At 67.8% G+C, this 14,368-nt stretch carries 9 protein-coding genes; 6 read left to right on the forward strand and 3 right to left on the reverse strand.

The window, feature by feature from the left end; translation table 11 throughout:
* Window positions 1–9 precede the first annotated feature (9 nt).
* The 3 genes from VGK32_21070 to VGK32_21080 are packed head-to-tail and all read right to left on the reverse strand — an operon-like array spanning window position 10 to window position 3,085.
* Window positions 10–1,614, reverse strand: a complete 1,605-nt coding sequence (locus VGK32_21070) for a DUF1553 domain-containing protein (protein ID HEY3384258.1) — start codon at window positions 1,612–1,614, stop codon at window positions 10–12.
* A complete protein-coding gene (aroF, locus tag VGK32_21075; GenBank protein ID HEY3384259.1) occupies window positions 1,611–2,477 on the reverse strand; it encodes a 3-deoxy-7-phosphoheptulonate synthase in 867 nt (288 codons plus the stop codon). Before aroF ends, VGK32_21070 begins: the two co-directional genes overlap by 4 nt.
* Window positions 2,477–3,085: a Rid family hydrolase gene (locus tag VGK32_21080; protein HEY3384260.1), complete on the reverse strand. Its 609-nt coding sequence runs from the start codon at window positions 3,083–3,085 to the stop codon at window positions 2,477–2,479. Before VGK32_21080 ends, aroF begins: the two co-directional genes overlap by 1 nt.
* A gap of 136 nt (window positions 3,086–3,221) precedes the next feature.
* Here VGK32_21080 and VGK32_21085 point away from each other — a divergent pair, with 136 nt between their 5' ends.
* The 6 genes from VGK32_21085 (at window position 3,222) to VGK32_21110 (ending at window position 14,324) form a co-directional block, all read left to right on the forward strand.
* The gene (locus VGK32_21085) at window positions 3,222–6,152 is read left to right on the forward strand and encodes a TonB-dependent receptor (protein HEY3384261.1); all 2,931 of its coding nucleotides are present in this window, start codon (window positions 3,222–3,224) and stop codon (window positions 6,150–6,152) included.
* Window positions 6,153–6,194: 42 nt separating this feature from the next.
* A complete protein-coding gene (locus tag VGK32_21090) occupies window positions 6,195–9,587 on the forward strand; it encodes a M20/M25/M40 family metallo-hydrolase (GenBank protein ID HEY3384262.1) in 3,393 nt (1,130 codons plus the stop codon).
* Between the two features lie 6 nt (window positions 9,588–9,593).
* Window positions 9,594–10,622, forward strand: a complete 1,029-nt coding sequence (locus VGK32_21095) for a Gfo/Idh/MocA family oxidoreductase (GenBank protein ID HEY3384263.1) — start codon at window positions 9,594–9,596, stop codon at window positions 10,620–10,622.
* Between the two features lie 123 nt (window positions 10,623–10,745).
* Window positions 10,746–12,383 (forward strand): methylmalonyl-CoA mutase family protein, encoded by a 1,638-nt coding sequence (locus VGK32_21100; GenBank protein ID HEY3384264.1) that lies wholly within the window; start codon window positions 10,746–10,748, stop codon window positions 12,381–12,383.
* 32 nt (window positions 12,384–12,415) lie between these two features.
* The gene (locus VGK32_21105; protein ID HEY3384265.1) at window positions 12,416–12,820 is read left to right on the forward strand and encodes a cobalamin B12-binding domain-containing protein; all 405 of its coding nucleotides are present in this window, start codon (window positions 12,416–12,418) and stop codon (window positions 12,818–12,820) included.
* Between the two features lie 244 nt (window positions 12,821–13,064).
* Complete coding sequence (locus tag VGK32_21110) at window positions 13,065–14,324, forward strand: response regulator (GenBank protein ID HEY3384266.1); 1,260 nt, start codon at window positions 13,065–13,067, stop codon at window positions 14,322–14,324.
* Window positions 14,325–14,368 lie beyond the last annotated feature (44 nt).

Here is a 14,368-nt window from a genome sequence, read left to right on the forward strand (position 1 = left end):
TCTCGTCCTTCAATGACGGTACCGGAACTCGGCGGTGTTGATGAGCGCCCACGCCAGATCCTGGACCGCCGCTCGTCGGTTGCCGCCAACCGATCGCGCATATCCGGTTGCGATCTTCAGTTCCTCGTCGGTCGGCGGGCGGGAGAGGATCGTCAGGTACAACGTCGTGGCGATTTCACGCGCATCGCCCTTCGTCTGGAGCAGTGCCTGCAGCTTCGGGCCCTGCTGAAGCTTCCGCTGAATGTCGGTCGAGTTGAGCAGGTAGAGCCGCTGGGCGGCCGTCGGACGCGTCGTCCGCTCCGCAGCACGTCCCGTGTCGCGCGCGGGACGGCCGAACGTCTCGAGGAACGCACTCCTGATGCTGCCGTCCGCCAGCGCGATGGCACGCTGGTCGGGCGGGATGAACGTGAAGGGTTCGGGGATCGGGCTCGAGTACTGTTCGGCGGATCCGGTGATCTGTACGATGGCGTCGATCAGTACCTCGGCGTCGAGCGGCCGCACCACCGCCGCAGCGAAGTAGGTGTCCGCGTCGGCGCGCCCACCCGACGCGACGGCCGAGAGCTGATAGGTGCTCGAGTTCAGGATCAGGCGGTAGAGGGACTTCGGGTCGAACCGCGCGGCAACCAATTCGCGCTCGAGGTACGCGAGGAGTTCCGAGTGCGTCGCGGGGTTGTCCGGCCGAATGTCGTCCGGTTCGTGGACGATCCCGCGGCCGAGCAACCAGAACCAGATGCGATTGACCAGGCTGCGGGCGAACCAGGGATTCTCCGGCGAGACGAGCCACGCGGCGAATACCTCGCGGGGATCCTGGTCCGAAGACAGGCGGGCGGCAGTGCCGTCTGGAAATACGGCGGCGGGCATCTGACCGCCTGCCGTGGGCGCGCGCGCCTTGTCGGGGTCGAAGAAGACGATCTCTTCCTTCCACTCGCCGGTGTTCTTGTAGCCAATCTGCGAGAAGAAGGCCGCAAGTCCGGCGACGCGCTCGGCCGGCCAGTTCTCGATTCGCGCACCCATGAAGGTCTCTGCGACCATCGCGGCGATCGCCCGGGGCTCCCGGCTCTGGGTGGCGCGATAGAAATTGACGGGCGCCACGCGGAAATTGCTGCCGCTGGCGGTCAGCAGTTCGCGCGCGAACCGGTCATAGGGCAGATTGTCGCGAATGGCGGTCCGGATCCACCGATGGTAGGCCTGCACCGCGTTCGGCCACAGGTTGATCGGAAACTCCGATTTCACCCGCAGGGCGTCGCACCATTTCATCGCCCAGTAGTCGGCGAACTCGTCCCGCTGGAGCAACCGATCGATGAGGGCCTGCCGCTTGGTCGGCGACGTCTCGTCGATGAACGCGCGCGTTTCGTCGGCCGTCGGGAGCGTGCCAATCACATCCAGGAACACGCGGCGGACGAAGACCGCGTCGGAACAGAGCCGCGCGGGCTGCACGTTGAGCTGCTTCAGACGGCCGAAGACGAGCGTGTCGATCGTGTTGCGAATCGGGGGCGCGGCCCCCGGTTCGAGCGGGGATGATTGTCGGGTTCCGGTTGCTGGTGCCGCGGACAGATCGGCGCCTGGCCACGCGGCGGCCAGCACGAGGACGAACGCAACGAGTACCGTTCTCATGATGTGCACGTCAACATGTCGGCGGGGCTTGTCGCTGCCGAGTGGCGCCCGAGCGCGGCCGCGACAGCGGCGACCTGCCTCGTGAGACGGGCGAACGCCTCTGGCGTCAGCGATTGCGCGCCGTCGCTCCGGGCATTGGCCGGATCACAGTGGACTTCGATGAGCAGGCCGTCGGCGCCGGCGGCGACCGCGGCACAGGCCAGCGTCGGGACCATCCAGGCCTCGCCCGTCCCGTGACTGGGATCCACGAGCACCGGCAGGTGGGTGTGCCGGTGGAGCAGCGGCACGGCGTTGAGATCGAGCGTATTGCGCGTCGAGGGTTCGAACGTCCGAATGCCCCGCTCGCACAGGATGACGCGGTCGTTGCCGGCGGCGAGCAGATACTCGGCCGCCTGCAGGTACTCGGTGAGCGTCGCGCTCATGCCGCGTTTCAGGAGCACGGGATGCCGGCTGCGGCCGACCTCCTCGAGCAGCGTGAAATTCTGCATGTTGCGCGACCCGATCTGGAGGATGTCGGCGTGCGCCGCAACGATCTCGATGTGGCGCGGGTCCATGACCTCGGTGACGACCGGCAGACCCGTCTCCGCCCGAGCCAGCGCGAGGAGGGCGAGGCCCTCATGCTTGAGGCCCTGAAAGCTGTACGGGGACGTCCTTGGCTTGAACGCGCCGCCGCGCAGCGCCTTCGCGCCGGCCGCCCGTACGGCCCGGGCCGTGGTGAGGATCTGCTCTTCGCTCTCGACCGCGCACGGCCCGGCGACGATGACGACCTCCCGACCGCCGAAGTCCACGCCGCGCACCGAGACGACCGTGCCGCCGGGCCGGTTCTGACGATCCACGAGCATGGCGGGCGGCAGGTCGTGCATCACCGGTCTCCCACCCGGCGTGGGACCACGGCGATGGCTTCGATCTCGACCAGGAGATCCTCGCGGCACAGCCGCGCCTGGATGCCGGTGCTGGCCGGGAGCGGTTCGAGGCCGAGCCAGGTGAAGAGAGCCGTGCGGACCTCGTTGAAGTCCTTGTAGTCGCGCTCGATGTCCCGCAGGTAGCAGGTCGTGCGCACGACATCCTGCCAGGTGGCGCCCTCGGAGGCGAGTAGGCCGGCGATGTTCCGGTAGGTCCGCCACAGCTGTGCCCGGAAATCCCCCACGTTCGTCGTCTGGCCGGCCTCGTCGATGCTGGCCGTGCCCGAGATCATGATCATCGACTTGTCGCCGAGGTCGAAACGGATGGCGCGGGCAAACGACGAGGGCCGCGGATAGTCGTACGCCTCGTTCAAGATCGCCCCGGCGGTCACCGCCCGTTTCTCTACGGGTTCGCGCGAGGGGCCGGTACCGGCGGCCAGGCCCGGCGAGGGAATCCGGCCATCGGCCGTCAGGATGCCGAGCGCCACCATCTCCCGGCGTTCTTCGTCCGAACGGGGCCGGAGACTGACGGTGAGAACCGGGGGAGGGATGAGCGTTGAGGTAGCCATGGGTTTCCCTTCCGAGGCCGGGGCCAGGCCCGGCTCTTCTTCACCCTTAGACAGGGAATGCCGGCTGGACGTTGAAGCCCGGTGGGCCAGGGCCACGGGCTGGACAATGTGGGTTAGAATCAGCGACTCAATCCCGATGAGACGATCCGTCACCCTGCTGTGCGTGTCGTTGATGATCGTCCTGGCGATCGCCGCGTCCGGCGACGCCCAGACCACCGGAGGTCTGTCGGGGCGTGTGACCGATCCGTCCGGCCTGGGTGTCGTCGATGTGGTCGTGACCCTGACGGGACCGCCGCTGCCAAACGTCGCGCGCACGATCCGGTCCGACGCGAGCGGGACCTACCAGTTCAAGGACCTGGCCCCAGGCGTCTACCGGGTGTCGTTCGAGTTCCAGGGCTTCGAGCCCCAGACGCGAGACGTATCGATCGGGGATGCGGCCCAGCTCCCGCTCGACATCCGCCTCGAAATCGCTGCCATCCCCCAGACGGTCAAGGTGACGCACGATCTCGAGGACAACGAGATGCCGCGCGATGTCCGACCGGGTGAAGTGACGTGGCCGGCGGACGCCCTGGACCGCCTTCCCATCGGACGATCGCCGGAAGAAGTGGCGTTGATGACGCCCGGGGTGACGGCCACGGGGCCTGGTGGGGCGCTCACCATGGCGGGGGCGTTCTCCTACGGCAACCTGTTCCTCGTGGACGGCATGGTGGCCAACGACAGCACGCGCGGCCAGGCGCGCGGCTTCTACATCGGCGAGGCCGTGAAGGAAACGCGGGTCGCAGCGGGCGCGGTGCCCGCTGAGTTCGGACGGTTCCAGGGCGGTGTCGTGCAGACGATCACACGGTCCGGCGGGAACACGTTCAGCGTTTCCGGCCGTGTCGGGCTCACGAACGACTCCTGGCGAGCCCTGACCCCCTACAAGGGCGACCAGACGTTGAACCACCGCGTCCCCACTTGGGAGGCCGTCGTGGGCGGGCCGGTCGTCAGGAATCGGATCTACCTCCTGGTGGCGGCCATGGCGGCGCACAGCGAGCAGAGCCGGACGCTGGCCTACACGCGCGGGAACTACCCGTACGGAGAAGACGATCGAAAGTACCAGGTGAAGGGGACCTGGACGCCGTCCAGGGCGCACACCATCCGGGCCACGTACTTCCGCGTCGATTCCTCGCGGCAGGGCGTGAACGCCGGATCCGTGATGGACCGCGCGAGCCTCTACGACAACGAGTCGCCCGAGTCGCTGTCCGGGCTGACGTACAACGCGGTCGTGTCAGAGCGGTGGCTGCTCGAAGCCCGCTACTCACAGCGCCGGCTGACGTACTCGGGGTTTGGTTCGAGCGACACCGGCCTGGGCGGCGGCACCCCGATCTGGGATCGATCGCGGTCGGATGCGCGGTTCAACTCACCGGCCGGTTGTGCCGTCTGCCCCGACGCGGCCGATACGCGGAACAACCAGGACGTGGCGGCGAAGCTCTGGTTCAGTCTGCCGACGAGCCGTCGCGGCGTCCACGACGTGACGGTCGGCTTCGACCTGTTTCGGGAGACGCGGTATACGAACGCCTATCAGTCGGGCAGCGGATTCCGCGTTCGGGCCACGCGGTCGATCATCCAGGGTGACCAGGTGTATCCCGTCTTTCTCCCCGATCGGACGACGTGGATTTACTGGACGCCGATTCCGAAGAACTCGGCGGGCAACGACCTGCGGACGTACTCCGCATACGTCTCCGATGCCTGGCGCCTCTCGCCCCGGATGACCGTGAAGGCCGGTCTGCGGGTGGACCTGAACGACGACCACGACAGTCTCGGCGCCCGGGCGGTGAATGATCTCGCCGCGAGCCCCCGGCTGGGCGTCACGTGGGATCCGGCCGGCACAGGGACGTGGCAGCTGAGCGCGGGATGGGCGCGGTACCTGACCGCCATCAACACGAACGTGGCCGACGCGGCCTCGGCGGGCGGCCGTCCGGCGACGTACGTGTATGACTACCTCGGACCGGCGGTCAACCCGACGGCGTCGGCGACGCTCACGCCGTCGCACGTGGCCCTCCAAACGCTGTTCGCGTGGTTTCTCGCGTCTCCCGGCGTGGGCCGTGCCACGCGCAGCGCCCCCTCGATCCCGAGCGTCAACGTGCGGATGGACCCGGACGTCGGGCCGCTCGACACCCGCGAAGCGATGGTTGGCGTGTCACGCCAGTTGGGCCGCCGCGGGTTCGTGCGGGTCGAGGGCATGTACCGTCGATTTCTGAATTTCTACGCCACACGTCGGGACAGGGGGACGGGCAAGATCGTGGACCCGATCGCGGGCACGAACGATCTGGTGCTCATCACGAACGCCGATACCGACGTCTCGCGGTCCTACAAGGGGTTGTTGACGCAGTTCAGCGTCCGGGCCACCGCGCGCATCCAAGCGTCGGCCTCGTACACGCTGGCCTCCACGCGGGGCAATGTCGATGGCGATGATGCGAGCACTGGACCGTCGATGGTCACGCTCACCGACTATCCGGAGTATCGCCGCGTGTCGTGGAGTGCGCCGGACGGTCCGCTCGCCAGCGACCAGACGCATCGCCTGCGGCTGTGGACGACCTGGGATCTGCCCGTGTCGTCGCGCGTTGGGCGGCTGACGATGGCGCTCGTGCAGCGGGTGGAAACGGGCAGCCCGTGGTCTGGCGTGGCGAACATCAATCCCAAGGCGTACGTGGTCAATCCGGGATACGTGAGCCCGCCGACCTCGGTGCCGTACTACTTCACGCCCCGCGGGGAGTTTCGCACGGATACGCTGACGGCGACGGACATCTCGGTCAACTGGTCGCGCCGGCTGCCGCACCTCCGGAAGGGCCAGTGGTTCTTCCGTGGCATCCTGACGAACGTCTTCAACCAGTCGGCGGCGCTGCGGGTGAACCGTACGGTGCTGACGCGGAACGACAGCGTGGCGTTCCAGGGGTTCAACCCGTTCGTCGACACGCCGATTCGGGGCGTGCACTACGACTACGGCCCGGACTTCGGCAAGCCAATCAACCCCACCGATTACCAGTCGCCTCGCGAGTTCTCCATCTCCCTCGGCATTCGGTACTGAATGGGCGTTCCCAATTGCTATACTGCCCCCCGGGAGACTGCCATGACTGGTCGCCTGTCGATTGCCCTCGTGCTGCTCTCGCTGTCGATTCCGGCCTGGGCGGCCGTCCCCGGCGGTCGCGTCCGGCACGCGATGTCGGTCAGTCTCGATCCCGCCACGCACCAACTCGTGGTGACCGATACGATCCAACTTCCGCACGCGTGGGCGGGCGCGGTGGATTTCGTGCTGAGCGGCGCCCTGCATCTGACTCGGAGTGAGCCCGCGGCGCGCGAGGTTCCGCTCGGCCGGGACGCGACGTTGTTCGGCATCAACGGGACCAGCGAGGACCTCGGGCGTCAGGCCCAGGTGAAGCGATATCAGGTGACGCTCGCGCCCGGGCAGGCGACGCTGACGCTTTGTTACCGCGGCGCGATGGACTTCGGTCTCTCGGACGCGAAGGAGCAGTACACGCGCGGTTTCCGCACCACGGCGGGCATCGTCGGGCCCGAGGGCGTCTATCTGGCGGGCAGCAGTTTCTGGTATCCGGCGTTCAACGGGGACCTGGTCGAGTTCGACCTGGACGTCGCGCAACCGGCCGGCTGGCATGTCATCTCGCAGGGCCATGGCACGTCACGTGACGACCGAGGTCGCGCACGCTGGGCCTCGGGCGGCGCCATGGACGAGATCGACCTGGTCGGCGGTCCGCTCCAGGTCTGGCGTGATTCGGCGGGCACCGTCGAGACTCTCGTCTACCTCCACGATCGCGATGACGCGCTGGCGGCCAAGTATCTTGCCGCGACGTCGCAATACCTCGAGATGTATCGCCAGTTGATTGGCCCGTATCCGTACCGCAAGTTCGCGCTCGTCGAGAACTTCTGGGAGACCGGTTACGGGATGCCGACCTTCGCGCTGCTCGGCAAGCAGATCATCCGCTTCCCGTTCATCATCACCTCGTCCTACCCGCACGAGATCCTGCACAACTGGTGGGGCAACTCGGTCTTCGTGGACTACGAGAGCGGCAATTGGTGCGAGGGTATGACCGCGTACCTCGCCGACCATCTGATCCAGGAGCAGCGCGGGGCGGGCGACGAGTACCGACGTTCGACCCTCCAGAAGTACCGCGACTACGTCAAGGCCGGCCGCGACTTCCCGCTCACCGCGTTCCGTTCACGCGAGAGTGCGTCGACCGAGGCGGTGGGCTACGGCAAGGCGCTGATGGCGTTCCACATGCTGCGGCTGTCGGTCGGCGATGACACGTTCCGCATGGCCATCGCGCGGCTCTATCGCGACTTCAACGGCAAGCGCGCGTCGTTTGCCGATGTCGAGAAGACGTTTGCCACCGTGAGTGGGCGCGACCTCGGCCGATTCTTCGGGGATTGGGTTGGGCGCGCAGGGGCGCCGACGCTCGCCGTCGACGTGACGCGTGCGGGTCCAGACGCCACCGCGTTCTCTGTCGAGGGGCGTCTCCGGCAGACCCAGCCGGGCGATCCGTTCGTCGTCGATGTGCCGGTCGTCGTGCAGACGACCAAGGGCGTGGTCAGCGAGGTCGTCCATCTCGATCGCGCGGCGCGGGACTTCACGATCCGGTCCACCGACGCGCCGCTGATGGTGCACGTCGATCCGCGATTCGATGTCTTCCGCAAGCTCGATCCTCGCGAGACGCCGCCCTCGATCGGACAGATCTTCGGTGAACCCCGGGTGCTCGCGCTCCTCCCGTCGGGAGCGGCCCCCCAGGAACTCGAGGCCTGGCGGACGTTGCTCCAGGGTTGGCAGTCGGCAAGCCACGCCATCGAGATGAAGCGCGACATCGAGGTGACGACGCTGCCGCGGGATCGCGCGATCTGGGTGGTCGGGCGAGAGAACACGTGGGCGGGACGACTGTTCCGGACGCACGTAGGAATGGTGTCGAGCGAATCGGCGATCGAGGTGGATGGCGAGAAGATGGCGCTCGCGAATCATACGCTGGTGCTCGTCACGCGTCATCCGGACAACGTCGAGAAGGCCGTCGGCTGGCTGGCGGTCGATCCGGCCGCCGCGTTCCCCGGTCTCGGCCGCAAGCTGCCGCACTACGGCAAGTACTCGTATCTCGGCTTCGAAGGCACCGAGCCGGTCAATGTGCTGAAGGGGCAATGGCAGGATTCGGATTCGCCGCTGCGCGTGGACGTGCGGAGGCTGGCGGGGCAGACGGCGGCCATCATGGCGCTGCCACCCGATCCCCGCAGGCCACTCGCCGAATTGCCGCCGGTCTTCTCCCAGAAGGACCTGCTGGCGCATGTCGCGTTCCTCGCCGATGCGGCGCCCGAGGGGCGCGGTCCCGGCAGCGGCGGGCACGAAGCGGCCGCGAAGTATATCGCCGAGCGCTTCAAGGCGTTCGGCCTCGCACCCGGCGGCGCCGACGGTTCGTACTTCCAGCCGTTCACCATGCCGATTGGAGGGCCGCGCGAGGAGAAGCGCGTGTCGAACGTCGTCGGGTACATTCCCGGCACGAAGATCGAGTGGAAGGATCAGGCCGTGCTCGTCACCGCGCACTATGACCACCTGGGTCTCGGCTGGCCGGATGTGCACAAGGGCGACGAGGGCAAGGTGCACCCCGGCGCCGACGACAACGCGAGCGGCGTGTCGGTGATGCTGGAACTGGCGCACACGCTGGCGGCCGGCGAGAAGCCGTCGCGCTCGGTCGTGTTCATCGCATTCACCGGCGAGGAAGCCGGCCTGGCCGGCTCGAAATACTACGCGGCTCACGCTGGACGTTTCCCGCTGCCGAAGACGATCGGTGTGATCAACCTCGACACCGTGGGTCGCCTGGGTGAGCAGAGACTGTCCGTCCTCGGAACCAGCACCGCCTCGGAATGGCAGCACATCTTCCGCGGCGCGAGCTTCGTCACCGGCGTGGAGAGCCGCAATGTGCCCGAATCCGTTCAGGCCTCCGATCAGGTGAGCTTCATCCAGCAGGGCGTGCCGGCCGTCCAGATATTCACGAGCGCACACGCCGACTACCATCGGCCCAGCGACACGCCGGACAAGATCGACGGCCCCGGCCTCGTCAAGGTCGCCACATTCGTCCGCGAAGGCGTGGCCTATCTCGCGGAGCGGGCCGAACCGCTGACGAGCACGCTCGCTCCGGCCGGCGCGAGCGGCACCCAGACCCCGGCGGCGCCATCGGCCGCGACGGGCCCGGGCGCCCCAACTCCACGACGCGTGAGCTTCGGAACGGTCCCCGACTTCGCCTTCGAAGGCCCGGGAGTGAGAGTGAGCGGCCTGGTTCCAGGTTCGCCGGCGGAGAAGGCCGGCCTCCAGGTGGGAGACGTCGTCGCCGCCATCGACGGGAGGCCGATCGCCAATCTCCAGGCGTTCTCGAACGCGCTTCGCACGCTCGGCGTCGGCCAGACGGTACGGGCGACCGTCATCCGCGGCGGCAAGGAGCTGGCGCTGTCAGTGACCCTGGCTGAACGGTGAGGTGACATGACGTATCGCTCGGCCATCATCGGGACGGGGCGGGTGGGTTCGCTGCTCGAGCGCGATCCCCGCCGGCCCAAGCCGCACTCCCATGCCGGCTGGCATCGACGTCATCCGTCGATCGAATTGGTGGCCGGCGCCGACATCGATCCGGAACGGCTGTCCGCCTTCGGCGAGGATTGGGGTATTCCCGCGGACCGTCTCTTCGCCGACTACCGTGAGATGCTCGCCGTCGTCCGGCCGGACATCGTGTCGATAGCGGCGTGGGCCCCTGCGCGGCTCGAGATGGTGTTGGCGGCGCTCGACGCGGGCGCTCGCGGGCTGTGGATCGAGAAGGCCATTGCGACTTCCATCGACGAGGCGGAGCGGTTGCGCGAGGTGATCGCGCGCACCGGCGCGACGGCCATCGTCGATCACCCGAGGCGCGCCGACGGGGCCTACCGGGCGGTGAAGCGGGTCATAGACGAGGGCACGCTGGGCGAGTTGCAGACGGTGAACTGCCTGATGAGCGGGCACCTGATGCACACGGGCACGCACGCCTGGGACGTGCTGCTCTACTGGTGCGGGCCCTGGCGCTCGGCCACCGGCTGGCTCGATGATCCGGCGGTGGACGGTGTGCAGGTGAAGGACACGGGCGGGCACGCCCACGTCGTGTTTGGCGGCGACGTGCATGCGTACGTCACGGGCCGGGACAAGCGCTACTACATCTTCCAGTTCGACTTGGTCTTCAGCGAGGGGCGGATCCAGATAGGCAACGACGTACGCCGCGTGATGCGCCCGGCCGACAGCCCGCGCTACACCGGATTCCGCGAACTCGTCGAGGTGACCGATCTGCCGCTCGACGATCCCTATCCGCACCCGATGGTGTACGACCTGGTGCACGCAATGGAAAGCCGCGTCGAGCCGGTGATGTCGGTCCGGAACGCGATCGATGCGTTCGGCCTCGGGCTCGCGCTGTTCCAGTCCGGCCTCGACAATCACAAGGTCGTGACACCCGACCTGCTCGATCGCACCCTGCGCGTCGAAAGCGTCTGACGATGTGTCGGCCCCGCGCGCCGGGGACGCATGCTGCCGAGCGGGCGAGATCCTGTCCCGCGGGCGAGCACCTCTCCCGGAGTGATTTCCCGGCCGAGCGGGTTCCGCGCGATAATGGGAGGCATGCCACCCACAACTGGAGCGCGCCCGGGAAGCGTGGCCCCAACCTCGGCGAGGCAGGCCTCCTTCGCGACAATCTCGGGCCGGCCCGTCGAGAGGCTGTACACCCCGCAATCCCTGCCGGGATTCGACGACCAGCGCGACCTGAACGTCCCGGGCGGCTTTCCGTACACGCGTGGCATCCACCCGACGGGCTATCGCGGCAAGCTCTGGACGATGAGGCAGTTTGCCGGATTTGGGACGCCCGAGGAGACGAACGCCCGCTACAAAGAACTGCTGCAGAACGGCGGCACGGGCCTGAGCGTGGCGTTCGACCTGCCGACGCTGATGGGACGCGACCCCGACCACGCGCTGTCGCTCGGCGAGGTGGGGAAGTGCGGTGTCTCGATCGCGTCGCTGGCCGACATGGAGACGCTGTTCGACGGCATCTCGCTGGCCGACGTCACGACGTCGATGACGATCAACTCGCCGGCGTCGATGCTGTTGGCGATGTATCTGGTCGTCGCCGAACGCCAGGGTGCCGACTGGAAGGCGATCTCCGGCACCATTCAGAACGACATCCTGAAAGAGTTCATCGCCCAGAAGGAGTACATCTACCCGCCGCGTCCGTCGATGCGGCTCATCACCGACGTCTTCGGCTTCTGCATGCGCGAGGTGCCACGCTGGAACACGATCTCGGTGAGCGGGTATCACATCCGGGAGGCCGGCGCGACGGCCCTCCAGGAACTGGCGTTCACGCTGCGCGATGGCGTCGAGTACGTGCAGTACGGCGTGGACGCGGGTCTCGACGTGGACGCGTTCGTGCCGCGCATCTCGTTTTTCTTCAACGCCCACAGCGATTTCTTCGAAGAGATTGCGAAGTATCGCGCGGCCCGGAAGATCTGGGCGCACGTCATGCGCGACCGGTTTGGCGCGAAGGACGAGCGCTCGCTGAAGCTCCGCTTCCACACGCAGACGGCGGGCGTCTCGCTCACCGCGCAGCAGCCCTACAACAACGTCGTTCGAACCGCCGTGCAGGCGCTCGGGGCCGTCCTGGGCGGCACGCAGTCGCTGCACACCAACTCGCTGGACGAGGCCCTGGCGTTGCCCACGAGCGAGGCTGTGACCATCGCGCTGCGGACGCAGCAGATCATCGCGCACGAGACGGGCGTGGCGAATGTCGTCGATCCGCTGGGCGGGTCGTACTTCGTCGAACGGCTCACGCTCGACATGGAGCGCGAAGCCCTTGGCATCTTCGACACCATCGACGGGATGGGCGGGATGGTGGCGGCCATCGAGTGCGGCTACCCGCAGAAGGAAATCGCCGAGAGCGCCTACCTGTTTCAGCAGGCGGTCGAGCGGCGCGAGAGAATCATCGTCGGTGTGAACGACTTCGTGGCCGATCGGGAGGATGCGATCCCCACGCTCTACATCGACGAGGCCGCGGCCGGGCGGCAGCTCGCGAAGCTGGAACGGGTCAGGCGGGAACGGGATGACGACCGTGCGAGGCGCGCCCTCGATCACCTCCGCGAGGTGGCCGCCGGAACGGGCAACACCATGGAACCGATTCTCGCCGCGGTGCGCGCGTACGCCACCATTGGCGAGATGTGCGACGCCCTGCGCGAGGTGTGGGGCGAGTACGAGGAAGTACCGGTGGTGTAGGGCTGGCCTCGAGGCCCGCCTGAGGACTTCAGATGCGGAAAATCCGAGTCGTCATCGCCAAGCCCGGCCTCGATGGCCACGACCGCGGAGCCAAGGTGATTGCTCGGGCCCTGCGCGACGCGGGCATGGAGGTCATCTACACCGGGTTGCGCCAGACGCCCGAGCAGGTCGTGGCTGCCGCGGTCCAGGAGGACGCCGACGTCATCGGTTTGTCGATCCTGTCCGGGGCGCATACGCAGATCTGTCCACGCGTCATGGAACTCGTGCGCGAGCAGGGACTCGACGATGTGCTCGTGGTCATTGGTGGCATCATTCCGGACGCGGACGTGCCGAAGCTGCAGGCAATCGGCGTCAAGGGCATCTTCCGGCCGGGCAGCTCGATGCAGGATATCGTGCGGTTCATCGAGCACAATGTCCGCGCTGCCACCGAGGCGTGAGTGGAGGCGGCTCACGGTCGATCACGGGGTTTGCGGAGCCCGCAGAGGCAACAGGCACGGTTGACTCCACGATCTCTGCGATCTCCACGTCGAATGTCACGTGGGCGAGCGGCCAGACGGGGGCCGGAGCCGTGCGGCCAGGGCGTGGCTCTATTGCGGAGATCGCCTGCCGCCGATAACCGAACGTGTAGCTCCGGCGGCGCGGTGTGTTGTGCACAGCCGACCGGGCATTCGCGGTGACCGGATGCCGTACAAACTCCTGCTTGCAGACGACAGCGTTACGATCCAGCGGGTCATCGAGCTGACCTTCGCCGACGAGGACGTCAAGGTGACGGCCGTGGGCGATGGCCAGCAGGCCATCGATTGCATCGGGGCGGATCGTCCCGACATCGTGCTGGCCGACGTGGGCATGCCGAAGCGGGACGGATACGAGGTGGCGGCCTTCGTCAAGGACAACCCGGAACTCGCGCACATTCCCGTCCTGCTGTTGACAGGCGCCTTCGAGCCGGTCGATGAGGCGCGCGCGCGCGCCGCGAAGTGCGACGGGGTGCTGGCCAAACCGTTCGAGCCGCAGATGCTGATAGGTCGCGTCAAGGAACTGTTGAGCGGCGTGAAACCATCGAGATCGGTGCCCCCGCCTCTGGTGCCGGCCGTGGCCCCGGTGGCCGTGCCACCTCCCGCGCCGCCCACTCCCGCTGCCGTGGTCGATGAGGCGGACGAGCCCACGGTGAGAATATTCGCGCCGTTACACTTCGGTGGGCAGCCGGAGCAGGCGCCGACGGCCCAGTTGCCGACGGCCCAGCCCCCGGCAGAACCTCCGCCCGCGGCGCTCGTGGTCGAGGAGATATTCGAGGCGACGCCGGTGCCGATCCTGCAGAACGACACCGACATGGTGCTCGACCCATCCTCTCTCAATCTGCGGACCGATACGCCGCCGCCGGACTCGTCGCTCGACGACTACTTCGACCGCCTGGACGCGGCCTTCGCGCACTTGACCGGCCAGCCGGCCGGCCGTGAGGGCACCGCTACACGATCGCCGGGTGACCTGTGGCCGGAGCCGACGCCTCCAGCTGCCGACTGGGCGCAGGCAGCCGTCGAGCCTCAGGCGACATTCGACGTTCACCCTCCAGCCGATCCGGCGCCATCGCTCGCGGGCGCAGACGAGGGTCGCATGCCCGTTTCGAGTCCCGTCACCCCCGCGGCGGCCGAACCGGAGGCGGCGCCGCTCGTTGCCGTCCCGGTGGCCGACGCGTTCGCCGCGCTGTTCGACGCGGAGCACCGTCACGGCCCCGAGGCGCTGAACCTCGGCGATCCGTACGCGGCTGCATCGGTGATGCTGCCCGGCACGGCGCTGACGGAGGACTTCATCCAGGACGTCGCGCGCCGCGTCGCCGAGCGTCTCGGCGATGGAGCCCTTCGCCAAGTGGTGGCGGACGTCGTCTCGACGACGACCGAACGCCTGGTCCGGGAGGAAATCGCCCGCTTGAAGGCGTCGATCCGGTAGCCGGCGCCCCCCGGCGCCTTCCCCCTTGCAGCCCGCCCGATTCC

The organism is Vicinamibacterales bacterium, from assembly GCA_036504215.1.
Lineage (GTDB): Bacteria > Acidobacteriota > Vicinamibacteria > Vicinamibacterales > Fen-181 > FEN-299.